We start from the raw sequence: 23,331 nt of genomic DNA, 5'->3' as shown, positions 1-23,331 counted from the left end.
AATTTGAAACATAAAAGCTATTTTACTGTCACATTACCTGCTCAAACTTCACCTCAGTTAAACAATACAAAGCCGCTTACGCAAGGCTCTTCAAAACAATCTACGTCTATGGAATTTAATGAGGGAAATATTATGAAGTTCGGACGCAATGCGCTTTTGCTTGCTTCAACCATCGCAACTGCCATCTCTGCCCCAGCAATGGCACGTGATACAATTCAAATCGCAGGCTCTTCAACCGTTTTGCCATTTTCTTCTATCGTTGCAGAAGAGTTCGGCCAAACCTTCCCACAATTTAACACGCCAGTGGTCGGTTCAGGTGGCTCCAGTGGCGGTCTGCGCCAGTTCTGCCAAGGTGTTGGTGTCAATACCATTGACATCGCAAACGCATCACGCGCGATTAAATCTTCTGAAGTGGAAAGCTGCCGCGCTAATGGCGTGACAGAAATCATTGAAGTTAAAGTTGGCTATGACGGCATCGTGTTCGCATCTCGTACCGACAGTGGCACTTTTGCCCTTAAGCCAGAGCATGTGTTTAAAGCGGGTGCAGCACAAATTCCACAGAACGGCAAAATGGTGTCAAACCCTTACACCAACTGGAAGCAAATTGACGCCTCTCTGCCTGATCAAGAAATTCTGCTTGTGATCCCAGGCTCTAACCACGGTACGCGCGAAGTGTATGAAGAGAAAGTGGTTCACCCAGGTTGTGAAAAATTTGCCGAAGTCAAAGCGATGGACAAAAAAGCCAAAGGCAACTTCTGTAATGCGATTCGCACCGATGGCCGCGTAGTTGAAGTCGCTGGCGACTATACCGAAACCCTCGCTCGTCTTGATGCTCAGAAAAATGCACTTGGTGTATTTGGCCTAAGCTTCTACGATCAAAACCGTGACCGCTTGAAAGTGGCAACCGTTAACGGCGTAACCCCAAGCCTAGAAACGATTGGCAGCGGACAATATCCAGTTTCTCGTCCACTATTTTTCTACATCAAAAATGCACATGTTGGTGTCGTACCTGGAATCCTAGAATACGCACAATTCTTTGTCAGCGAACAAATGGGAGCAACAGGCAGCCCACTTGAAGCGGCTGGCCTTATCCCGATGGATGATAAAGAGCGTGCTCAAGTATCAAATAATATTAAAAGTCGTAAAGTCCTTTAAGGCTCTCTGATTAGCTTGGGTTGGCATTTGTCGGCCCAAGTTAACGCTTTAATAAGGTAAGAATAATAATGAATAATCTGATGCTGATGGTTGTGCTACTGGCGGTAATGACACTGGCTTACCAATTGGGTCTGACGCGCAGTAAAAAAGTAGCATCAACCAATACGGGAACTCAGCGTTTACACTCTCGTCCTGTTTATCATGGCATGCTAACTCTGTTGTGGTCTGTGCTTCCTGCATTGCTCATCTGGATTGTGTGGAGCCTATCTTCGCCCGTTTTGATTCAGCAAATGGTCATTGATAGCCTTCCTGCGGATCTTCAGCCAACGGCTGCAGAAAGTGCTCAGGTACTGATGAACAAACTGCACAATATCGCCAGCGGCTTCGCTGTGCTCGATAGCTTTTCTCCTCAAGAAATTACCGCCGCAGATTACTTCAAGCAGTTACAACAACGCAGCGATTTATTACTCACTGGTTTGATGGCAACGGTGGCCGCAGCAGGATTAGTTTTTAGCACTCGACAAATTCGCCCTGATCTTCGCGCACGCAACACCGTCGAGCGTGCACTGCATATACTGCTGATTCTATGTTCTGCCGTGGCAATTTTAACCACAGTCGGCATTGTTCTTTCTATGGTCGGTGAAGCGTTACGCTTCTTTAGTTTTGTTAGCCCGAGTGAATTTTTCTTCGGCACCACATGGAACCCTCGTTTTTCAACCGTTGGAACAGAAAACCAAACCGGCTTTGGTATGTTGTCGTTACTGGCAGGCACCTTTTTAATCGCCTTGATTGCGTTAATCGTCGCGATTCCTATTGGTCTGATGTGCGCCATTTATCTGGCTGAATATGCGCCAAGTCGTGTTCGCTCGATAGCCAAACCGATTATTGAAGTGCTCGCGGGTATTCCTACCATCGTCTACGGATTTTTTGCTTTAATCACCGTCGGCCCATTTTTGAATGAATTGGGACAGTGGCTCCATGTCGACATTCGCGCCACTTCTGCTCTAACAGCAGGGATTGTGATGGGCTTAATGGTGATTCCCTTTATTTCCTCGCTATCCGACGACATTCTTACGCAGGTGCCCAAAACACTGAGAGATGGTTCTCTTGGCCTTGGTGCAACGAAATCAGAGACCATCCGTAAAGTGGTGCTGCCAGCAGCGCTACCGGGAATCACAGGCGCAGTGTTGCTTGCGGCGAGCCGCGCAATAGGTGAAACCATGATTGTGGTCCTTGCTGCAGGCAATAGCCCAGTGTTGACCGCTAACCCTTTTGAGGCCGTCTCAACCATGACGGTCACCATCGTCAACCAACTTACCGGTGATACCGATTTTGCTAGCCCACAATCCTTAGTGGCGTTTGCGCTTGGTTTAACCCTGTTTGTGATCACTTTAAGCCTTAATGTGATCGCACTCGCTATCGTGCGTAAGTACCGTGAACAGTATGATTAACACTATGGACAACACCATGAGTACTTCTAACCTTGCAAAGGATGACATCTTAGCGCGGCGTGACGAAACCAAGCAGCGCATTGCTCGCTCGCTGAAAAAACGTCACAACAGTGAACGACGCTTTAAAGTTTTCGGGATTAGTGCGGTTGTTTTAGCTCTAAGTTTTGTGGCGATATTATTTACGTCAATCCTTTCCAAAGGTATTCCAGCCTTTTGGCAAGCGACAGTGACCTTGGATGTCTATTTTGACCCGGATGTGGTGAAAATAGATCCTAAACCTATCCAACAAACTGATGAGAGCCCGGCACAGTTCAAGCAACGCATGCTGACATGGCAAAGCAGCGTTGGCATGGTTAATTTCAACCGCATTATTGTCAACAGCTTGGCTAATGAAATTCCAGAAGTAACGCGTTATCAGCGCGACGCCCTTAAACTGATCACTAGCGGTGAACGCTTTGCTTTACGCGATATGATCGTTAATGACCCTTCACTGGTCGGCCAAACCTTGCGTCTTGACTTACTGGCAGAAGCCAACGTTGATGTGTGGTTAAAAGGCAACATTGACCGCGATTTACCCGACTCTCGTCAGCAGTTAAGTGCACGTACTCGCGCTTGGGCTGATGAATTGGCAGAGCGTGGCGTTATCCAAAACAAGTTCAGCACTGCGTTGTTTATGAACGTCGATTCTCGCAGCTCATTGGCTTCTGCTGGCCTTGCTGGGGCGTTTATGGGATCGGTATTTATGATGCTCATCGTTATGGTGTTGGCTGTACCGATTGGCGTCGCTTCCGCGATTTACCTAGAAGAATTTGCCCCCAAAAATAAGTTCACCGATTTGATTGAAGTGAACATCAACAACTTGGCGGCGGTTCCTTCGATTGTCTTTGGTTTACTAGGCGCTTCAGTATTTATCTTGTGGTTTAAGCTGCCGCTCTCTGCGCCACTTGTCGGTGGTTTGGTGCTAACGCTTATGACGTTGCCAACGGTCATCATCGCCACGCGTTCAACGTTGAAAGCCATTCCGCCATCGATTCGCCAAGCGGCACTGGGTATCGGTGCGTCAAAAACGCAAGCGGTATTTCATCACGTATTGCCTTTGGCACTACCGGGTATCCTGACTGGGGCCATTTTAGGTATCGCGCAAGCATTAGGTGAGACGGCACCGCTACTCTTGATCGGCATGAGCTCGTTTGTCGCGAGTGTGCCAGCGACGCCGCTCGATCAATCGACTGCACTTCCTGTGCAGATATTCCTCTGGCAAGGCAACGAACTGCGAAACTTTTTTGAAGCAAGAACCTCTGCTGCAATCACCGTATTGTTGGCATTAATGATTAGCTTAAATGCGCTGGCGATTTGGTTGCGTCGACGCTTTGAAACTCGGTGGTAATAAAGATGATAAGTGAAGCTATTATGAACAAACACGCGCTTGTGACACCACAGGTAAAAAGCACAGCCAAAGAAGCGGTTCAAGCCACACAGATTAAAATGGCCGCTCGTGATGTGAAAGTTTTTTATGGTGAAACTGAGGCGCTACACGGCATCAATATGGATATCATTGAGCATGAAGTGGTTGCCTTTATTGGCCCTTCTGGTTGCGGCAAATCGACCTTTTTACGCTGTTTAAATCGCATGAATGACACCATTGACACGGCTCGTGTTGAAGGTTCAGTGACCTTAGATGGGCAAGACATCTATCACCCAAGTTTGGATGTGGTGCAGCTACGTGCCCAAGTCGGCATGGTGTTCCAAAAGCCTAATCCTTTTCCAAAATCGATTTATGACAATATCGCCTATGGCCCTAAATTACATGGCCTGGTGGATAATAAAACTGATTTAGACGAAATCGTTGAAACCAGTTTACGTCGTGCGGGCTTGTGGAAAGAAGTTAAAGATCGCTTATCAGCACCAGGCACCGGTTTATCAGGTGGTCAGCAACAGCGTTTGTGTATTGCTCGTGCGATTGCGGTTAACCCTGAAGTGATTTTGATGGATGAACCTTGTTCGGCGCTTGACCCTATCGCGACCTCGATCATTGAAGATCTGATTGATGAGCTCAAAGGCAGCTACACCATTGCGATGGTGACACACAACATGCAACAAGCGGCGCGCGTTTCCGATAAAACCGCTTTCTTCCACTTAGGCAACTTGGTTGAACTGAGCGAAACACGTGAGTTGTTCACCAACCCACGTGATAGCCGCACTGAAGATTACATTACTGGCCGTTTCGGTTAACGATTGTATTTTAGGAGAACTTTATGACAACTCATGGTGTCGATGGGCACACCTCCCATAGCTACAATAGCGAAATGCGTTCTATTGTGGATAGCGTGGTGAATATGGGTGATTTAGTCATCGCACAGGTGCGGGACGCACTTGATGCGTTTATGACAGGCAATACCGAACTGGCCAAGCAAGTCATTGAACACGATCATAATATCAATTTGTTAGAACTGGCCATTGATCAGCGCTGCATTGATATTTTAGTCAAACGCCAACCCGCAGCCCGCGATTTACGTGCGGTGTTTTCGATCATGAAAGCGATCATGGATCTTGAACGAATTGGCGATCAATCTAAACGGATCGCCCATGCGGTGTTGCGTTTAAAGGAGCACCATCCGGGTGACAAAGACTATTTTGATGGTATTGAATTACAAGAAGATGCGTTTGAAACAATTAACGCGAACGTGATCAATATGCTGCAAAAATCGATGAACGCTTTTCACGATCTCAATGCACACGATGCGCTAGAAGCAGCAATGTTAGATAAACAAATCGACAACAGCTACGGCGATATTTTGCGTCAAAATGATAAAGATATGCTGGTGCAAGGCACTCACTATCAAACCATTTTAGAGATCACGTGGATAGGTCGAGCGGTCGAACGGATTGGTGATCACGCGCGCAACGTTTGTGAGTACACGATTTATTTTGTCACTGGCTTAGACGTACGCCACCAAAAAGATCAAGCGATTGCCGATCTTTTAGCGAGTCAGAAAACCCGTTCGTAGTGATATTGCTCATTGGTAAAAAGGCTGCAAATTCGCAGCCTTTGATTTTTTAGGAAAACCAATCCGGAGTTTAAATCCGTTACGCCCCCATTCCACCTTAAGCATTATGCGGTTTATCACTAGGATGAATGGCATAGTATTTCTTTTTCATTCGCAGCGCGACGTTAACCAAAGCGATTAAGACAGGCACTTCTACCAAAGGTCCAATCACACCAGCAAACGCTTGGTCAGAATTTAACCCAAATACAGCGATTGATACGGCGATAGCCAGCTCGAAGTTGTTACCAGATGAAGTGAAGGCAATTGAAGCATTTTGATCGTAAGGAATGCCCAGTTTTTTACCAATGAAAAAACTGACAAAAAACATCACTAAGAAGTAAATCACTAAAGGGATGGCAACGCGTATCACGTCCATCGGCAGTTCAATGATCATCTCGCCTTTCAGGCTAAACATCAAAACTATCGTCGCTAGTAGTGCCACCAGCGTAATCGGTGAAATACGCGGAATAAACTCCTCGTTGTACCATTGCTCACCTTTAGCAGCCACCAACCATTTGCGGCTCAAAAAGCCAGCTAAAAATGGGATGCCTAAATAAATCAGTACACTTTCGGCGATATCGAGAATGGTAATATCAACTACAAAACTCTCTAGCCCAAAATATGGCGGCAAAACAGTAATAAATAGCCACGCCATAAAACTGTACGTGACAATCTGAAACGCGCTATTTAAGGCAACTAAGGTTGCTCCGTACTCTTTGTTTCCGCCGCTGATATCATTCCAAACCAACACCATAGCGATGCATCGAGCAAGGCCGATCAGGATGAGTCCTACCATATAACCAGGTTGATCGCGTAAGAAAATGATGGCTAATGTGAACATCAAAATCGGTCCCACGAACCAGTTCATCACTAAAGAAAGCGTTATCGCGCGTTTATCACGAGTTACCTCACCTAAAAGGCTATAGTTCACTTTCGCCAATGGCGGGTACATCATTAAGATTAAGCCAATCGCAAGTGGGATATTGGTTGAACCAACAGATAGGCTTTCGTTCCACTGAGCGACTTGAGGAAATAACACGCCAATCCCGACACCAACTGCCATTGCAAGAAAAATCCATACGGTTAAGTATCGATCAAGAAAACTCATTTTTTCAGATGCGCTGGTTTCGACACAGCTTGAGATATTACTCATACAGCCTCTTTAAGTTTAAATTGATAAACCCACGAAATAAAACATCATTCGTTCACACCATTCGAACATGACTTGCCTTGGATGAACTGCAACTCTGGCTCGATAAATGTCAAATTATGCTTAAGGGTGATCTCCAGCACTTGCTTGACCCAAGGAGCTAGCGCGGGGTTGATACGGTAGTAAACCCACTTACCACGTCGTTCATCCAGAACAACCCTGTGCTTTCGTAATTCGGCAAGATGCCGAGAGACTTTGGGTTGACTGAGATTCAGCGACTCCATGAGATCGCAGACACACAACTCTCCTTGCTTCTGCATTAAAAGCAGAGACTTAAGCCGAGTTTCTTCAGAAAGTGCTTTGTAAAGAAGGATTGGATCAAACATAGGAACTATTCAACGCAATAAAACATATGAAATATCATATATCTCATTTCCCGTATATGTCAATTTTTCAATTAAGCTGTGCTTCTGAGAGATAAGTTAGATTAGTAAAAGTAAGTCGATACCTATAAGAAATTAGCGGCTTAATATTGATACAACATTGGAATGGGGCAAAAGCTTGTTACAGTGCCCGATGGAGCAGAACCTTTGGCCGAGTATCGATTCACCCACCTTATTTGCTGCTGAATGAATCACACAAAAGAGCTCGTAGCCTGTTCCACCTAATAACCTCATAGCGCATCGTTCCGTAGGTTGGGTTCTGACAATTTACTTAAACCCAAGTCATCGAGAATGAGTAACACACAAGGGACAATAATCGAGGCCAGCAGCGTTGCCGATATTAAGCCAAAGGCGATACTGGCAATCAACGGGATCAAAAACTGCGCCTGAGTACTGCTCTCGGTTAACAGGGGTAGCAGCCCTGCAAAGGTGGTGAGCGAAGTGATAAAAATAGCGCGGAATCGGTCATGAACAGCGTCACGACAAGCATCCAGCAAATCGACACCTTTGGCGATGTTCTCTTTAATAAAGTTGACCAGCAAAATATTGTCGTTCACCACAATACCAGCAAGGGTAGCAAACCCCACAAGGCTCGGAATCGTCAAATCGAGCCCCATCGCTAAGTGGCCCCAAACAACACCTATCCACCCCATAGGAATGGCGAGCAATACCGCGATCGGTTGGCTGTAACTTTGGAATAGAAAAGTCAGGATCAGATAAATCCCGATAACCCCCAGAGCAAAGAAAGTTTGCAACGAGGCGCCAGTATCGGCGCTTTCTTTGTCTTGCCCTTGAGAAACAAAGCTCACGTCCGGAAAATTCCTTTTCGCATTAGGGACAAACGTCGCATAGAACTGCTGCATAATTTCCCTGGCGTTGGCAACTCGGGTGTCGATATTTCCTTGTACCGTGACCGTATTGATGCCGTTTATTCGGTTAATTCTGGAGAAGGTTTGTTGTTCTTCAAAGTCAGCAACAGCAGACAGTGGCACGAGCGTCCCGTTTGCCGCGGTCACCATCAGATCCTTGAGTTCTTGCAAACTGGCTTGGTGAGTAAACTCCTCAAGGCGCACCGTGATATCCAGAATCTCACTGCCCTGAAACACCGTCAGATCGGTACTGCCTTTTACCGCACTGCGAAGTGTCTGGGCGAGCTGTGCAGCGTTAACGCCCATCACGCCAGCTTCCTCTTTGAGTTTTACATGAATTTCAGATCGCCCGTAACGCAGATCACTGGAAAGATTAAAAACGCCATCAAAGCCTTTCAGCCACTTGATAAGAGAACGACTGACCTTGTCCAGCTCTTCAAGAGAGCTACCCTGCACACGGATATCAATACCATTGCCAGCGATGCCCCTTTCCTTATCGGTAAACTTAAGTGACACAACATCTGCCGTGGGGCCTGTTTTCTCCTTCCAGCGTTGCACCAGATATTTGATGCTCTCTTGACGAAATTGCGCCGGAAGTAAATCCGCACTCACTGTCGCCATATGAGGCCCAGATTCGTTAGCATCGATATTGGTGTTGTACATGATTGTTTTGCTTCTCATCAATGGCTCTGAATCGGGGAATTTTCCTGAATATTCTTGATTCACTTTGTCCAGAGCTTGGGATAACTTAGCAACCACCTCTTCGGTTTGAGAAAGCAAGCTGCCCTGTGGCAGCAGAACACGCGCCTGAAGCGTATCGCTTTCCAGTGATGGCATCGCTTTAAACTTAAGAAGCCCTGCGGAGAAAGTGGCGGTTGAGAGCAGCACGACCATAGTAAGAACGCCCAGCGTCAAGTATGGTGCATTCATCGCTTTTAGCGACAGAGGAACAAAAAACTTATCTCTTACCCTTTCAAAACTGGCGATAAACCTCTCTCGCACCGGGTTTGAACTTGACTCAAGATGGCTGTGCGCAAGGTGCGCAGGAAGAATGAAAAAAGCTTCAATCAGGCTTACCAGCAAAGTAATTAGCAAGATGATCGGAATGTAGCGTAGAACCTCTCCCATGGTTCCGCTCAAAAACATCAGCGGGCCAATGGCCATTACGGTGGTGGCAAAGGATGCGATGACGCCTGGAAACACTTGTGCGGTGCCTTGAACTGCAGCAGCAAATGCAGGCATACCCGCTTGCCTTTTGGCGGCGATGTTTTCTGCGATGATCAGCGAATCGTCCATTAACAGGCCGATGGCAACGATAAGCCCCACCATGGTCATCATATTCAGGGTATAACCCAACACATACATGGCAAAGATTGCGCCTAGGAAGGAGACCGGCAACCCCAACGCGACCCAAAAACTAAAACGAATATTAAAGAATGCCCAAAGCATGAGAAATGCCAGTGCCAGCCCTTGTACTCCGTTGCTGGTCAGAATTCTCAGCCTCTCATCAATATTCACGCTGACATCCTGAGTAATGGTCAATTCGACACCTTGCGGCGCACTCATCTGCTCTTTTTCGATCAAATGAACAATCGCCTCTTTGACTTTCAGAGTGTCCTGAGAATCGCTTTTGGATATTTGCAACAGCGCAGCTCGCTGGCCTTGGAAGAGAATTTTATCCTCTTCATTAGCAAACTTTTGCTCAATGTCAGCAATATCACCCAGCCGAACTTGAGTACCATGTTCACTCGATTTCACGACGATTTTTTTCAGATCGTCGACGTCATTACTCATTTGATCAAAGCGCACACTCAGATCTTCGAGATCGTTAGTAAATACGCCGGCAGGGGTACTGACACTTTGCTGCTGCACAAGGTTGGATAAGTCAGAGATGCTCAGCCCGTATTGCTTAAGCTTCCACTGAGATACACGAATTTCAATCTCCTGATCGGAAAAGCCACCAACTGAAACCTGAGCGATGAGAGGGTGTGATTTCATCCGGCGTTTCACCTCTTGGGCATAGAGGTAGAGATCTTTCGCTGACATATTTCCGCTGATAGCGACACTGGCGACTGTCGCTACCCTATCAAGTTTATTGACCGTGATCTGCTCAACTCTGTCGGGGAAGTCACTAATGGCGTTGACTTGCTGCTGAATGTCCGAGGTGAGCGCGTCAGTATTTTCACCCTCATCGATTTCCACATTACCAATAGCCATGTTCTCTCTGGCATCACAGGTGAACTCTTTGACACCGTTGATCAGATCGATAGCCTCCTCCAGCGGGGTGCAAATCTCTTCAACCACTTCGGCTGGGGAAGCGCCCGGGTAACTAATGCGAATTTCGATGTTTTTGGTTTGAGTGACAGGGAAGGTGTCTTTTTGCAATTTAGGTAATGCAAAAGCCCCGAGCAACAATATCGCAACCATCAGCACATTCGCGCCAGTGGGGTGACGAGTAAAAAATGAGATCATAATTTGACCTCACTCTTTGCTTTACCTAACTTAAACCCGCTTTCTTTATCCAACCATGGGTCGATATTTTTATCGGGTTGCGGTTTGAGTAACATTCCTTCAACGGCTGGGAAAAGCTTGCTTAAAACAACAATATCGTCCTTCTGGATGCCCGATTTGATAACGGCAACCTGACCCTGAACAAAATCCACTTCTACAGGCTGAATTTTCAGTTTCTCCTCTTCCACCAAGTAGACCTTGTCGTTATGAATGGCGTTTAGGGGCAGTAGGATCTGCTCGCTCATCACTGGTGCTTTCAGGGTCACTTTGACAAAGGTGTCTCTAATCAGTGGTGGCCTTTTGCCCGGAGACGCCTGCTTGAGCGGGTTGTCAATTTGCACCACAATACTCTGGCTTTGTGTCTGCGCATCCACCTGTCCGCCGGAACGGCTGACGTTCGCATCCCAAGAAATAAGGTGGTCCCCTGCGTTCAGTTCTACCCTTGCCTCAAGATCCGTAAAGCCATTACTGTTTGTTTTACTTAGCATTTGCGCTCTTCTCAGAGGACGCATTTTGCCAAGTGGGAACTGGGCACGGATCTCAACCGCATCAATCCCATCGGCTTTTAGCATGAGCTCGCCTTTATTAACGTATTCCGCCAGACCAATTACTTTGTCTGTGACTCTTATATCGAAAGGGGCTTTGATAATGGTGTGTTCAAGATCGCGCTTAGCTATCGCCAGTTCCGTCAGAAGTACCTTTTGTGTCGCTTTGTTAATCGCCAGATTATTTTTTTGCGCCTGAAACTGTTGCTGGCTGTTGAGAAGATCTTTGGCCGCTTTATCTCTCTCTGTTTCGGATATATGGCCCGTTTTACTCAGGCGAACCGTACGATCATAGTCTGATTGCTGAAGCTGATACTCTCTTTCGGCAATATTCAATGTTTCCAAAATAGTTTGAGCGGTCAGTTTTGCCACTTCAAGTTCGGCTTGCAAACGGGCAATAGCGAGTTCATAAGATGAGGGATCCAGCCTGAGAATTTCACTACCTTGCTTGATAAGGCTGCCATCATGATAGTTATCCGCAACCCAGACGACCACACCTTCCAACTCCGCTTGGGCTTGCCAGTCTCTGGCGGGTTGGGTGTGGCCATAGCCTACGGCAGAAGGTTGGATCTTTCGTGGGGTGACTTTAAGTACCCGAACCACCTTTTTCCCCGTATTATCAATGGCTTTGGGTGGTTCTGCTTTCATTGCTGGAGCTAATAGGAGCATTGCAACACCGAGAAGGACCGGTGGTATAAATAAAGATCTTTGCGTCCATTTAAATCTTGCCATGCCATGCTCCGTATGAATCATCTTATCTATATTAGAGATTGCTAAAAAAGATAGCACACAACCATGCGCATGATCATTGAAGAGGCTTGATTTTTGATGGAGTTGGGAGCTCACCACGCCGATTAATGACTCTTCTGATATTGCAAGCAGTATATTTACATTGAACGGCGATAGATCATCTTCTCCTTTCTCCTATCATTCATCTACTCCATTGCTTTGGATTATTCACAAAACTCATCCACCGCAGCCAGCGCTTGTGTTCCATAAATCACAGCAGGGCCACCTCCCATCAAAATAGCCACATTAATCGTCTCAACCAACTCCTCTCTGCAAGCGCCTGCTTTAACAGCGGCTTCAACGTGAGAACCAATACAACCGTCACAACGGACATTGATAGCAATAGCCACCGCAATCAGTTCTTTATATTTTGTTTCCATTGCACCTGATGCAAATGCCGCTTTATGAAGGCTTAGGAAAGCATTAAGCGTGTCAGGGCTCTCTTTCCGAAAAGCCGACCCTAATTTGCGTTGTTGCTGATTAATCTCTTTATAACTTTTGTTCATGATTCTTCCTCACTGATATACCTAAATTTCGTTTATTCCGGCTTGCATATTTCACCAGCCTTTATTGCTTTGAGTGTATTAAACGACAGCCACAAAACGAGTAGCGTCAGGCCCCCCAATAAGGCAACGCCAATGTAAAAGCCTATGGGTGACAGCGTTAACTCTGCATATCGAAATAGAGCTACATTAAAAGCCGCCACCGGAAATGAGTACGCCCATGAAGAGAGAAAAAAGCCACTTTTTCGAAACTGATTAATGTTGAGCGCCAGCAAAATAGCGGTGAATAGTGCAACAGAGATGAGTATTCTTGAAAAATCGGTCAACTCTGGAACCAATGAGCTATAAGACACAAAACCAATCGATGGAGGCGCTAACAAGATAAACAGCATAGGTTTGAAACGCGCTGGCAGAGCCTCATGAAAAATTAAACGGTTAATGATGATGGTTAATAATACCAACCAGAAGACGATACCAACGCCGAAAAAGAACCAGCTTATTTCGATAAAACCCAGCTTAGCCCCGGTGATTGGAGCAATAATATTGCCAACAACAGGGATGAACCAACTCGGGTTTGCGTGCTCTAGCCGATAGTGATCATGGTGTATCCAGCTATGCATAACCAGCAAGGTTAGCGATAACTGAACCACCGCGCCGAGCCCCCACAAAACATAGGAGAGCGATTCGAATCTGTGCCAAACGACTGAGAGAAGTAAAAGGCTAATAGAAAAAGCAGCAAAAAAATTAATTTTTATTGGATGCTTTGTTTCTGCTATCACTGCATTTGGATAACGCGTGATTTTTAGTAAATAGAGTGCGCTCACCAGCAGCATGACAGTAGTTGCCAAAATACTGCTAAAGGTGGTTATCACAGGAAAGGATGTCCCAAGCGCTTTTTGCCATGCAATTGATAAGCCGCTCAACCCCATAACGATGGAAAACATGGAGATAGGGAAATGTACCAATCGGCTTTCTTCCTCCATTGAGGATATCTGTTTAGTAGAGACGTCTTTCATATCAAGCCTTTTCAGTCGGTAGGTTGTCGCAATATCGCACTAACACCAATTGTGATGAAGATCTATTCACCACCACATGAATACCCCGGCTTTGTTGCTCTCAATGAAGAATGTGGCAGCGATGATCTATCGTTGAATCTAATATACGCCTATCCGACTGACGTTTTTATCCAGAAATATGACAAAACACATTCCTATTACGACAAGTGGTTTTTTTACCAAATGAACTATTATAGAGTCATTACCTATGGACTTTGCTGCATAAGTAGATTCAAAAAGGATGCTCGATCGATTTTTCTATACTTGTGTGCCGAGACTGAATGTTATTAATAAATCAAGGAGTCAATATGGATACTATCAATATTGGAATTAATGAAGCTGACCGCATTGCCATTGCTGAAGGTTTGAAACGCTTATTGGCCGACTCTTACACACTTTATCTGCAAACTCACAACTTTCACTGGAACGTAACCGGTCGACAGTTCCGCGATCTGCACCTGATGTTTGAAGAACATTACACCGAGCTTGCAACCGCCGTGGATGACATCGCTGAGCGTATTCGTTCATTGAATATTGTCGCACCAGGCACTTATAAATCTCTAGCCGCACTCACTTCGATCAAAGAAGTGGAAGATATCCCGCCCGCCATGGAGATGGTTAAAATTCTTACGCAAAGCCACGAACAGGTGATTAGAACTTGCCGTGAGATACTCACCATTGCTCAAGACGCCAATGATGAATCGTCAGCAGCACTGATTTCCGATCGTATGCGTGTTCACGAAAAAACAGCATGGATGTTAAGAGCGATGTTGGTTGCCTAGATCACGTTTATCGCCTGACGGGGTTTACGAGCCGTTAGCCCCGTTTTATAGGCAGTAGTAGTGAAAGCCTTCAGCACCTATCTTCCACCGTAAGAGTTCACTGCTAAAGAGTACGCTTCAGGACTCTAGCAATGTTCATGAGTCATTCCTAAAATACCTATTTTGATACGTTTTAATGAGACCGGATGTCAAAACAAACTCCTCACACAGCAATGTTATCACCCAGCGATGTTGCCTTTATTTTGGATCCAACACGGCCAGTGCTTACTCATTGCCGCAGCATGGTCGCCGAGTCAGCTATCGAGCCCCACGCCCATCCGCGAGGACAGCTGCTATGGAGTGCGAAAGGAATATTACGAGTGACCAGCGAAAAGGCGGTTTGGGTGGTCCCGACAACCCATGCGGTATGGATTCCGGGCGGTCATTACCATCAAGTAAGTAATGAAACCGCGACACAAACTCGTAATTTATACATTGACCCCTCGTTTTGTGTACGTCAAAACTCCGATAAAGTCGTCATGTTAAAAATGAGCTCGTTAATGAGAGAAGTGATACTCAGGCTGACAGAAAATGCCGGGGAGCTCACCCAAAAAAGAGCCCATCACCTAGGCTTAGTCGCCCTTGATGAGCTTGAATCTTTACCAGCATTAGAACTGTATATTCCATCCGGGCATGATCCTCGTCTGCAACGCCTGATCAGCCTTATTGTGAATCAGCCAGAGCAATCACTGCTGCTTGAGCAATTAGCAACAGAGGTTGGAGCCAGTGTTCGTACTATTGAACGATTGTTTAAAGCAGAAACGGGGCTAACATTTCGTCAATGGCGCAGCCGCTTTCGTTTGATGAATTCTCTGGAGAAAATTACTCAGGGTGCTAAGACAACACTGGTTGCGCATGAATTAGGCTATAGCAGCGTGAGCAGTTTTATCTCTTCTTTTAAAGAGATGTTTGGTTGTACACCTCAAGAGTATGCTCAAAAGTAACGTGGTTATTCTGTCGTTGCTGTGGGTTATTTAACTGACGACAAGTCGAGCAACAAAAGATAGCTAAACGTAAATGACAGAATTGACTATTTAACGTAGAAACGCGGGTTGCTGGTGCCCCAAATGGTATAAAGCTCTGGGAAAATCACCTCGGCGTTTTCTTCCATTTCACCTACAGAGATGTGCTGGTTTTTTTCAGCGCCAAAGAGCGTCACCTCATCGCCGGGCAACACGCCTTTGATCTTGGACACATCCACCATCGTAGTATTCATTGAAGCAACGCCCACCACATTGGCGCGTTGGCCGTTGATCAGCACTTGCGCTTTGTTGCCCATTTTCCGTGGGTAGCCATCGGAATAGCCGACCGTGAGGTTTGCCATCACTGCGTCATCTTCCGTGGTAAACGTGCTGTCGTAACCCACCGTGCTGCCTGCCGGAAGCGAATGAAGTGAAACAACGCGGGTTTTAAACGCCAAAATAGAAGGGTACTCAGGGTTGGTAGGGAGATCGCCATAGAGCACACCACCCGGACGAACCATATCCAACTGGGCTTCAGGGACATTCAACGCCGTGTAGGAATTGGCCACATGTAGGGTGATCGCTTCACGTTTTAGCCCTGCACTTTCCATTAACCATTGTGCATGTTGGTTAAAGCTTTTTAGCTTTGTTCGTACCTCTTCTGCATTGTAATTCGGAAAATGGGTCATGATACCGACCACGGCAACCGAAGGGTGTGTTGCAATGGCAACTGCTTCTTTTTGTCCACGTTCGGTGCTCATATCAATGCCATTACGGCCCATGCCACCGTCGTTAAGAGCAAGGTGAACCTTGATGGTTTGCTTGTGCTTTTCGGCCAGCGCCGATAAGTCACGCGCTTGTTGCTCGCTGCCGATCAACTCCTCGATTTGAAGATCCAGACCTTGCTCAATTTCACTGTAACTTGCTGAGCGAACACGCATCAGTTGTCCGGTGAAGCCACTTTCTCGAACTAATTTAGCCTCCGCATTACTGGCGATCGCCACGCAGGGAATCTGTTGTTCAAGAATGGTTGGCATCAAACCACGAATTCCGTTGCCATAAGCGTCGGCTTTCATCACCGCACAAATTTTAGTTTTTGGGGCTATGTGCGATTTAAATTGTTCAATGTTGCTTTTGAATTGGCCGAGGCTGATTTCGAGCCAAGCATTGGCCCCGGCTATTTGGCTGGTTTGGTGAACCGTACTATCGAGTAAGAGAGGTGCGCTGTAAGAGAAAGCCGGAGTGAGACTTGCGCTGGCGATGGCAATAGACAGAAGGGTCTTTTTAAAGTTCATGTTATTTCCCTAAGAAATACCCCAGCACTCAGGCTGGGGCGGTTGTATTAATTCAATTTAAAGCGACTCATGACATCTTGCAGCGAGACGGAAAGTTGAGTCAATTCACGGCACGCTTGCGCGGTTTGCTGCGACCCTTGCGCGACTTCTTGCGAGGCCATGTGGATGTTTTCTATATTGCGGCTGAGTTCTTCGGCAACGGAATCTTGTTGTCCACATGCGGTGGCAATTTGCGCCCCCATGTCCGCAATGTTGGCGATGGACTTTTCAATCGAGCCGATTAACTTTTGTGCGTTGTTGCCTTGCTCAACACAAGCATCAATGCTGGATCTTGATTCCTCGGTCGCGTGTTTTGCTTGTTTTGCCAATTCCTGCAGTTTCTCGATGATTGCGGTGATTTCACCAGTTGAATCTTGAGTGCGGCCTGCCAAGGTTCTCACTTCATCGGCAACCACCGCAAAGCCACGGCCAGATTCGCCAGCGCGAGCCGCCTCAATCGCTGCGTTCAGTGCCAAGAGGTTGGTTTGGTCGGCAATACCACGAATCACATCCACCACCACGTTGATCTGGTTCGATTGCGCTTCAAGCTCGGCCACCGTGTCGCCCGCTTTGCCAATGATGTCGGCTACTTCTTCGATTGACACCACCATTTGATGCGTCTCTTTCGCGCCTTCTTGCGTACGGCGATTTGCGTCGTACGCTTGCGATGCAGAGTCTTCGGTATTGCGTGCAACGTCTGCCACTGCGGCTTTCATTTCAGTCATTGCGGTTGCAACCAATGTCACCTGCGTTTGTTGATCCTTCATGCCAGAAGCTGAGATTTCAGAAATCTGTGTCATCTCTTCTACTGCACTGCTTAATTGGGTTACAGCGGCAATCACATTATCGATCACTTGGCGTAGATCGTCTTGCATCTTGATAGTTGCGTCCGCCAGCTCGCCCAACTCATCGTTACCGATCGCCTTACGGTCGAGCTCTTGCGACAGGTCACCACGTGCAATAGCGTTCGCCTGACGAACAACAATATTCAGTGGCCCACAAATGATACGAGTTAATAGCAGTGTCATGATCACCATAACAGCGAAGATAGCGATATTGCTGATAACGGCAGTGGTGTTCAGGCCGTTAACAGACAACAAAATTTTCGTCTTGTTGCTGTCCATTGCACCTTTGAGAATCGCGACCAGCTTGTTCACTTCCGCTTCAATCGATTCAAAGGTCGACAGTGAGTTGATGAGGATTGGATAAGCGAGTTCTTTGTCGCCTGCAAGCAATGCGTCGTTAAACTTATCCATGGTGCTGAGGTAACCACTCCAAAGTGACATTAAACGGTTGTAGGTTTGCTCTTCTTCACCCGGCCAGACGCTTTTGCCATACGCGGCGAGTTCCGTTTCGATCTCTCGACGGATGCCTTCATTACGTGTGATGGTCTGTTTGATTTGGTTTTCGTCGTGCATCGCTAACACAGCAAATTGAGTACGACGCCAATAAGAGATTTTATCTCGTACCGCATCCACTTTTTCCATCGCGGGCAGGGTGTCATCGGTGTAGTTTAATAGCTCAGACTTAACCGTTTTGAGCTCTGTAGACAAAAATATCCCGAATGCGATATTGATGATGGCTATAATTGAAAAAGCGGCTGCGATTTTCTTGCCGATGGATAGATTTTTAATAAACATGAATGAGTTACCCTCTTTGCTTGGTATCAATGACTGCTATTGCAACCTACATCCATATATTAAAAAGTGTGACTTCCTACCAAAATTTTGCGCAATTTATCATCTTTATTATTATTTGGCGATATTTATTTTGAGCTCTAAATAAAACTTGGTGTTTATCACTTAATATTGGAATGATTTCTCGTACAGCTATCGCTTCAACTCGACGTATTGACATAAGCATAGAAAGCAAAGTGCACTTCATCCAACCGAAGCGCGTTTAATTTGGGCAGTTCGCTTCGCCATCACCTTCAAACTGTATCCGCTTGATGTTCCGTGCCAGATCGTTGATCTCACCGATTTTACAGTGTAAACAGTTGGCTGCATTAATGTGTAAATAAGGACCGATTTGGGGCAAACAATGGGAGGGGCAACGATGCACTCACCCAAGCAATGCTGAGCCGCTCTACCCTATTTGCAGCTGGCCCAGAGAGATACGTGAGAGGAAGAAGAAACTTACACGTTTTGACGAGCACATTGAAATAATTATAAAAGCGACAGTTATCTTGACGTCGGACTCACTGAACAACTCTCACTAATTGAGAAACTCAGGCAGAGATTGAGTTGACAGCAAAGTTAAAACCTCAAACGCCACCTTGCGGTGGCGTTTGTTTTTCATTTGTCTTTCCAACTAATGATCAGTGGAAGTAAACCACCATCTCGACATCATCGCCTTGTTGTGGCGCGTTGAGTGAGAAATGCAGGTAGCCCGCTTGCTCAACAGGAATCGCGAGGTATTGGTTGTTGCCAGCGTAGCGAGATGCAAACTGGTGCTGCTCTGGGGTTGGCCAATGTTCACGGCTAGCGTATAGGTTTACGTTGCCTTGGTTGTCTGAAGGGGTGAGATCGCTAAGCCAAATGCGCACTTCGCTCACGCCCTCTGGGACATACACCGCGGCGTAGCGCTGCTGGTGAACGGTCAAATGCTGTGCTTGGCCCGATTGCAACACCACTGGCGCAAGGTCATCTTGCTCTTGGGTTGGTGGTGTGGGTGCCGCGGTGTCCAGTGTTGTGGTTAGGTTCACGGCTTGGTAGCTACCACGACCAGTGACGCTCAGATAGTAGCGGCCCGGTTTCACGTAGCCAGAAGCGTCGGCGGCAAACTGAATTTCTTCATTGCTGCCATCGACAAATTCACTCACTTCAAAATCGTAATAGTGGGCCACTTGGTTGTAACTCATGTAGAGATCCGCATCGCCATCGCCCTCAATGGCTACGCTAAAGTGGGTGGTGTTGGCGGGCACATCCACGTAGAACAACTTCTCACTGTAGGCTTCGCCGCTGAGGGTAATGATTTGATTGGCCAGCAATTGCGTCACACCATCGTTGGGCTCCGTTGGCGTATCTGGGTCGGTGTCTGGGTTTTCTGGCGTCAACTCTAAGCCATCTAACCAGCGAGCAAATTCGCCGTCGTATTGTTGGCCAAGGGTTTGTACTTGCTGCGCCCACTGCTTGAACTGGCCAGAGCGCGACAGAGCCAATAGCCCCTCAACCTCTTGCGGGTGGTTTTCCAACATGAAGCGCACCGCCAAATAACCCCAGCGATAAATGCGATTGGTATCGTGCGAGTAGCTGGTGGCAAACACTTGCGAGAGGCTCATTTTGCCTTGTGCAATCAGTTCGATGGCCGCTTGATAGCCCTGTTTGTAATGCATGTACTCAGCAAAACCCTCTAGCCACCAAACCACATAGCCGTGAGCGAGGTTGTCGCTAAACGAGCCATATTGGTTAAAGCGCGCGTCCAAGTAGTGGGTGTATTCGTGCTCTAGGTTCAGAATCGAGAGTTCTTCGCCATTAGCGTAGCGATAGGCGACAAAACGAGCGGTGTTGTGCTCATCGGCCGGGTTGCCTTCAAGGTACTGGCCGCCGTTGTCAGTGGTGTTGCCAAACAGAAACGCGGAGTAATCGACATAGCTGTCTTTGCTGGCGAACACCGCCACTTCCACACGTTGGTTGTGATCGTCCGCCACCGGCTGCATACCAGTATTCGCCACTTGGTGGAAATCGGCTTCTTTAGCGGCCAACACATCACACGCTTTGGCGGCTTGCTCTGGAGTGAGATCTTGTGAACGGATGATCGCTGGGCCTTGGCATTCGTGGCGGTTAGGCAATACACGAGCGGCGAGATCGCGCTTCGCTTGCGGCAAATCCAAACCATTTAGAGCTTCTGGTGCAAAGTAGCTGAGCATTTCCACCGCTGCGAGCCACAACTTATCGTGTTCGCTACCTAATGGATAACGAGCCATCACTCGTTGCATTACTTGTACGGCTTTTTGTTTAGTGGCTTTGTCTGGGCTGGCGATCAAACGGCCCGTTTCGCGCAGTGCGTTAAACACCAAAAAATCGGCATCGGTACCCTGCGCCCATGCGTTTTCATTGGCGAATTTTTCCAACGTATCGATGTGTTGGGTGTGGCTGGCAAGGTAGCGATAAAACGCATCGTTGGCGATATGGCCCGCCATTGAGCGGAACAGGTTGTTGAGGCCATCAACCCACTGAGTATTTTTTGCTGTTTCAGGGTTGAACTGTTGCAGTGCCAGCATCATGGCGTCCATGGTCAGCGGCAGTTGCTTAATGTTGTCCACCATCAGCGTGAGACTTTTCATCGCCCCCACTTGCTCGCGCCCTTGCTCAAGGGCATGAGGGTTGGCTAAAAATGCGTTGATTGTGTGAGCGAATCGTTGGCCAAGGGCATCAGAAAAAGCAACCACGTTCCCTGCGTTATAACGAACGTAGTAGGCGGCGCGAACGTACTCACCCAAGTTTTCAATGGCGCGCGCTTGCTCGGCTTCGCCTTGATACGTTTGTACCGCTTGGTGTAGTGCTACCTGAACGCGGCTTAAGCTTGCTTCGCTGTAGATGTTGTCCAACGTGTCGGACGAGGCATAAAACCAACCGCTGTAACAGGCGTAATCGGCACTGGAGATGGCGGCGGCAAGATCGGGCGATTGCTGCAATTGGGCAACATCGCATGAGTTTTGCGCAAAAGAAGCACCAGAGACCGATGCCAGTAAACAAGCGAGAGCCAAACGGCGATGAGGGAACGGAACAAGCTGAGACATAACAACACTCATTGATTAGAAAATAATTTGAGGGGCGTGTTATAGGCCTTGCGCGCCACAAAATGAAACTCATCGCATAAACTTTATGAGGCTAGTTCAGAAAATAGATCCATTTTTCTAATTTATAGAATTGAACGGCATGGATTTAATCTTTGAAAACGTTAATAAAAATTTCAATAAATGGGATGAAATAACCTATATACAGAGTCAAACCTGGTTCAACAACACGCTTTTTCGGCAGGAAAAAGTTTGAGGTAACGTGTTTTGAACCTTGTGTTTTTAGAGATAAGGAGCGCGCCCTTGAGTGCTCAAAGGCGCAGCCAGTTCATTCCTATATGGGGAAGAATAAATCAGCTTAAATCGACGTCTTTGCTGCCAAAGAAGTAAGTGGCGAGGAAGCCAACCACGTAGGAGATGAGCAGGCCAACCAGAAATACCGCCATGCCTGCGAAGATGCCGCTGTGCGATGTCATCAGTGGGATCGCCACGATACCAGACGGGCCAAACACGGTATTCAAGCCGACAGGTAAGCCAAGGTAGGAAACCAAGCCGATGAAGAAGAAGCCCGCCGCGCCACCAATACAGGCCGTCACAAACGGCTTGACGCGTGGCAGGGTGACGCCGTAAATCAGTGGCTCACCGATGCCGAGAATGCCCGGGATGATCGCCCCTTTTACTTGCGTGCGCAGCACCGCGTCTTTCTTCGCTTTGCCGGGGCCAAGGATGATCTGAAATTGCTCATCGCTTTCCACCACGCCCATGACGCCGGGGATCTGCTTAATCACAGCTTGATCCGCTACGCCATTGTTGGCCAGCGTTAAGCGAAGTCGGGTCATGCAGTTGCCACATTTGCTGACATTACTGCTGCCACCCACCGCAGCCAGCAGCTGCGAGATCATTGTTTGGGTTATCTTTGCCATAACGGTCTCCTTGAAACCTCAACGGTTACTTGTCGTTTAGCGCAGCGCGGATAAAACCGTTGTGCTGTTGTAATTTGGCTTTGGCTTGCTCGGCGTCTAGGCCAGAAAGAATCATTAAAATCGCGGTTTTGCAGTGGCGATTGCACGCCTTTAGCGCTTCTTCTGCTTCTTCTGCGCACACGCCAGTGACCTCTACAACGATGTTGGTTTGGCGTTGGATCAGCTTGGCGTTGGTTGCTTCCACATCCACCATCAAATTACCAAAAACTTTGCCACTGCGGATCATCGCGCCAGAGGTCAGCATATTGAGCACCAGTTTTTGCGCCGTGCCCGCTTTCATGCGAGAAGAGCCTGTTACCACTTCTGGGCCCACCACGGGCAAAATGGCGATTTGCGCCGCATCGGCCATTGGGCAAACCGGATTGCAGGCGATCGACACCGTCGTTGCGCCAATCAAGGTGGCGTATTCCAAACCGCCCAAGACATAAGGTGTGCGTCCGCTTGCGGCAATGCCGACCACCACATCGTTGGCCGTTAGGTTGAGTGATTTGAGATCGTTTTGTGCCAGCTCTCGGTTGTCTTCGGCATTTTCCACCGCTTTTAGAATGGCGGTGTGGCCACCCGCAATCAGGCCAACCACGAGCTCTGCCGGTGTGCCGTAAGTTGGTGGGCACTCACTGGCATCAAGAATGCCTAAGCGACCCGAGGTACCTGCGCCCATGTAAATTAAACGGCCACCGTGGGCAAACGCATGCGTGATGGCATCCACCGCTTGGGCGATGTGCGGCAAAACCGCTTCCACCGCCAGTGCGACTTTCTGATCTTCTTGATTGATGACTCTGAGCATCTCGACGGTGGACAGGGTATCAATCTCTGCACTGGCTGGGTTGCGGCTTTCTGTAACCAAACGGCTTAAATCAATTTTCATGGTGGACATTTCTCGATAATAGGTTTTGAACTGAGGGCGATTCTATGGAATAAAATATTCGGTTTTGGTGATAAAAATCACACTTAAGGTTATTCTTTAGGCAGATG

At 47.4% G+C, this 23,331-nt stretch carries 18 protein-coding genes; 7 read left to right on the top strand and 11 right to left on the bottom strand.

The features are described 5' to 3' along the window. Nucleotides 1-132: 132 nt before the first annotated feature. The 5 genes from UF06_RS08795 to phoU all read left to right on the top strand — a co-directional run bounded on the left by UF06_RS08795 (nucleotide 133) and on the right by phoU (nucleotide 5,614). The gene (locus UF06_RS08795) at nucleotides 133-1,155 is read left to right on the top strand and encodes a substrate-binding domain-containing protein (protein ID WP_045570110.1); all 1,023 of its coding nucleotides are present in this window, start codon (nucleotides 133-135) and stop codon (nucleotides 1,153-1,155) included. 68 nt (nucleotides 1,156-1,223) lie between these two features. Then, nucleotides 1,224-2,606 carry a phosphate ABC transporter permease subunit PstC gene (pstC, locus tag UF06_RS08790; protein ID WP_045570109.1) on the top strand — a complete coding sequence of 461 codons (1,383 nt, stop codon included), beginning with the start codon at nucleotides 1,224-1,226 and terminating at the stop codon, nucleotides 2,604-2,606. A gap of 16 nt (nucleotides 2,607-2,622) precedes the next feature. Beyond that, complete coding sequence (gene pstA, locus UF06_RS08785; protein WP_082069642.1) at nucleotides 2,623-3,993, top strand: phosphate ABC transporter permease PstA; 1,371 nt, start codon at nucleotides 2,623-2,625, stop codon at nucleotides 3,991-3,993. A 5-nt stretch (nucleotides 3,994-3,998) separates the two neighbouring features. Further along, a complete protein-coding gene (gene pstB, locus UF06_RS08780) occupies nucleotides 3,999-4,838 on the top strand; it encodes a phosphate ABC transporter ATP-binding protein PstB (protein ID WP_045570108.1) in 840 nt (279 codons plus the stop codon). Between the two features lie 23 nt (nucleotides 4,839-4,861). Then, nucleotides 4,862-5,614 carry a phosphate signaling complex protein PhoU gene (phoU, locus tag UF06_RS08775; RefSeq protein WP_045570107.1) on the top strand — a complete coding sequence of 251 codons (753 nt, stop codon included), beginning with the start codon at nucleotides 4,862-4,864 and terminating at the stop codon, nucleotides 5,612-5,614. A 97-nt stretch (nucleotides 5,615-5,711) separates the two neighbouring features. On the opposite strand, the gene arsB is transcribed toward phoU, so the two are convergent. From arsB to UF06_RS08745, 6 genes are all read right to left on the bottom strand, one after another. Then, a complete protein-coding gene (arsB, locus tag UF06_RS08770; RefSeq protein ID WP_045570106.1) occupies nucleotides 5,712-6,806 on the bottom strand; it encodes an ACR3 family arsenite efflux transporter in 1,095 nt (364 codons plus the stop codon). 44 nt (nucleotides 6,807-6,850) lie between these two features. Continuing rightward, entirely contained in the window at nucleotides 6,851-7,189 is a 339-nt protein-coding gene (locus tag UF06_RS08765) for a metalloregulator ArsR/SmtB family transcription factor (protein WP_045570105.1), read from the bottom strand. A gap of 287 nt (nucleotides 7,190-7,476) precedes the next feature. Further along, on the bottom strand, nucleotides 7,477-10,587 hold the full coding sequence (locus UF06_RS08760) for an efflux RND transporter permease subunit (RefSeq protein ID WP_045570104.1): 3,111 nt from the start codon (nucleotides 10,585-10,587) through the stop codon (nucleotides 7,477-7,479). Continuing rightward, on the bottom strand, nucleotides 10,584-11,840 hold the full coding sequence (locus tag UF06_RS08755; protein WP_226972796.1) for an MFP transporter: 1,257 nt from the start codon (nucleotides 11,838-11,840) through the stop codon (nucleotides 10,584-10,586). The genes UF06_RS08760 and UF06_RS08755 overlap by 4 nt, the downstream gene beginning before the upstream one ends. 284 nt (nucleotides 11,841-12,124) lie before the next feature. Further along, on the bottom strand, nucleotides 12,125-12,466 hold the full coding sequence (locus UF06_RS08750) for a carboxymuconolactone decarboxylase family protein (protein ID WP_039442181.1): 342 nt from the start codon (nucleotides 12,464-12,466) through the stop codon (nucleotides 12,125-12,127). A gap of 32 nt (nucleotides 12,467-12,498) precedes the next feature. Further along, the gene (locus tag UF06_RS08745) at nucleotides 12,499-13,479 is read right to left on the bottom strand and encodes an SLAC1 anion channel family protein (RefSeq protein ID WP_045570102.1); all 981 of its coding nucleotides are present in this window, start codon (nucleotides 13,477-13,479) and stop codon (nucleotides 12,499-12,501) included. 347 nt (nucleotides 13,480-13,826) lie between these two features. Between UF06_RS08745 and UF06_RS08740 the strand changes: the two genes are divergently transcribed. Further along, nucleotides 13,827-14,300, top strand: a complete 474-nt coding sequence (locus tag UF06_RS08740) for a Dps family protein (protein WP_039442185.1) — start codon at nucleotides 13,827-13,829, stop codon at nucleotides 14,298-14,300. A 185-nt stretch (nucleotides 14,301-14,485) separates the two neighbouring features. Then, a complete protein-coding gene (locus tag UF06_RS08735; protein WP_045570101.1) occupies nucleotides 14,486-15,283 on the top strand; it encodes a helix-turn-helix transcriptional regulator in 798 nt (265 codons plus the stop codon). Nucleotides 15,284-15,369: 86 nt separating this feature from the next. Here UF06_RS08735 and alr read toward each other — a convergent pair whose 3' ends face one another. From alr to murQ, 5 genes are all read right to left on the bottom strand, one after another. Beyond that, nucleotides 15,370-16,596 (bottom strand): alanine racemase, encoded by a 1,227-nt coding sequence (gene alr, locus UF06_RS08730; protein ID WP_045570100.1) that lies wholly within the window; start codon nucleotides 16,594-16,596, stop codon nucleotides 15,370-15,372. 47 nt (nucleotides 16,597-16,643) lie between these two features. Further along, nucleotides 16,644-18,275 (bottom strand): methyl-accepting chemotaxis protein, encoded by a 1,632-nt coding sequence (locus UF06_RS08725; protein WP_045570099.1) that lies wholly within the window; start codon nucleotides 18,273-18,275, stop codon nucleotides 16,644-16,646. 677 nt (nucleotides 18,276-18,952) lie between these two features. Next, the gene (locus tag UF06_RS08720) at nucleotides 18,953-21,376 is read right to left on the bottom strand and encodes a M9 family metallopeptidase (protein ID WP_045570098.1); all 2,424 of its coding nucleotides are present in this window, start codon (nucleotides 21,374-21,376) and stop codon (nucleotides 18,953-18,955) included. Between the two features lie 350 nt (nucleotides 21,377-21,726). Continuing rightward, nucleotides 21,727-22,296, bottom strand: a complete 570-nt coding sequence (locus UF06_RS08715) for a PTS transporter subunit EIIB (RefSeq protein WP_045570097.1) — start codon at nucleotides 22,294-22,296, stop codon at nucleotides 21,727-21,729. Nucleotides 22,297-22,321: 25 nt separating this feature from the next. Then, complete coding sequence (gene murQ / locus UF06_RS08710) at nucleotides 22,322-23,224, bottom strand: N-acetylmuramic acid 6-phosphate etherase (protein WP_045570156.1); 903 nt, start codon at nucleotides 23,222-23,224, stop codon at nucleotides 22,322-22,324. Nucleotides 23,225-23,331: the final 107 nt, after the last annotated feature.

Origin of the sequence: Vibrio sp. S234-5 (assembly GCF_000960595.1) — a bacterium.
In the GTDB taxonomy this organism is placed as follows: Bacteria; Pseudomonadota; Gammaproteobacteria; order Enterobacterales; family Vibrionaceae; genus Vibrio.
This window is presented reverse-complemented; position numbering and strand designations above follow the sequence as displayed.

Excerpts from the sequence above, each read along its gene's own strand:
- UF06_RS08795 (WP_045570110.1), top strand. The coding sequence starts at position 133 with ATGAAGTTCGGACGCAATGCGCTTTTGCTTGCTTCAACCATCGCAACT.
- pstC (WP_045570109.1), top strand. The coding sequence starts at position 1,224 with ATGAATAATCTGATGCTGATGGTTGTGCTACTGGCGGTAATGACACTG.
- pstA (WP_082069642.1), top strand. The coding sequence starts at position 2,623 with ATGAGTACTTCTAACCTTGCAAAGGATGACATCTTAGCGCGGCGTGAC.
- pstB (WP_045570108.1), top strand. The coding sequence starts at position 3,999 with ATGATAAGTGAAGCTATTATGAACAAACACGCGCTTGTGACACCACAG.
- phoU (WP_045570107.1), top strand. The coding sequence starts at position 4,862 with ATGACAACTCATGGTGTCGATGGGCACACCTCCCATAGCTACAATAGC.
- arsB (WP_045570106.1), bottom strand. The coding sequence starts at position 6,806 with ATGAGTAATATCTCAAGCTGTGTCGAAACCAGCGCATCTGAAAAAATG.
- UF06_RS08765 (WP_045570105.1), bottom strand. The coding sequence starts at position 7,189 with ATGTTTGATCCAATCCTTCTTTACAAAGCACTTTCTGAAGAAACTCGG.
- UF06_RS08760 (WP_045570104.1), bottom strand. The coding sequence starts at position 10,587 with ATGATCTCATTTTTTACTCGTCACCCCACTGGCGCGAATGTGCTGATG.
- UF06_RS08755 (WP_226972796.1), bottom strand. The coding sequence starts at position 11,840 with ATGCTCCTATTAGCTCCAGCAATGAAAGCAGAACCACCCAAAGCCATT.
- UF06_RS08750 (WP_039442181.1), bottom strand. The coding sequence starts at position 12,466 with ATGAACAAAAGTTATAAAGAGATTAATCAGCAACAACGCAAATTAGGG.
- UF06_RS08745 (WP_045570102.1), bottom strand. The coding sequence starts at position 13,479 with ATGAAAGACGTCTCTACTAAACAGATATCCTCAATGGAGGAAGAAAGC.
- UF06_RS08740 (WP_039442185.1), top strand. The coding sequence starts at position 13,827 with ATGGATACTATCAATATTGGAATTAATGAAGCTGACCGCATTGCCATT.
- UF06_RS08735 (WP_045570101.1), top strand. The coding sequence starts at position 14,486 with ATGTCAAAACAAACTCCTCACACAGCAATGTTATCACCCAGCGATGTT.
- alr (WP_045570100.1), bottom strand. The coding sequence starts at position 16,596 with ATGAACTTTAAAAAGACCCTTCTGTCTATTGCCATCGCCAGCGCAAGT.
- UF06_RS08725 (WP_045570099.1), bottom strand. The coding sequence starts at position 18,275 with ATGTTTATTAAAAATCTATCCATCGGCAAGAAAATCGCAGCCGCTTTT.
- UF06_RS08720 (WP_045570098.1), bottom strand. The coding sequence starts at position 21,376 with ATGTCTCAGCTTGTTCCGTTCCCTCATCGCCGTTTGGCTCTCGCTTGT.
- UF06_RS08715 (WP_045570097.1), bottom strand. The coding sequence starts at position 22,296 with ATGGCAAAGATAACCCAAACAATGATCTCGCAGCTGCTGGCTGCGGTG.
- murQ (WP_045570156.1), bottom strand. The coding sequence starts at position 23,224 with ATGAAAATTGATTTAAGCCGTTTGGTTACAGAAAGCCGCAACCCAGCC.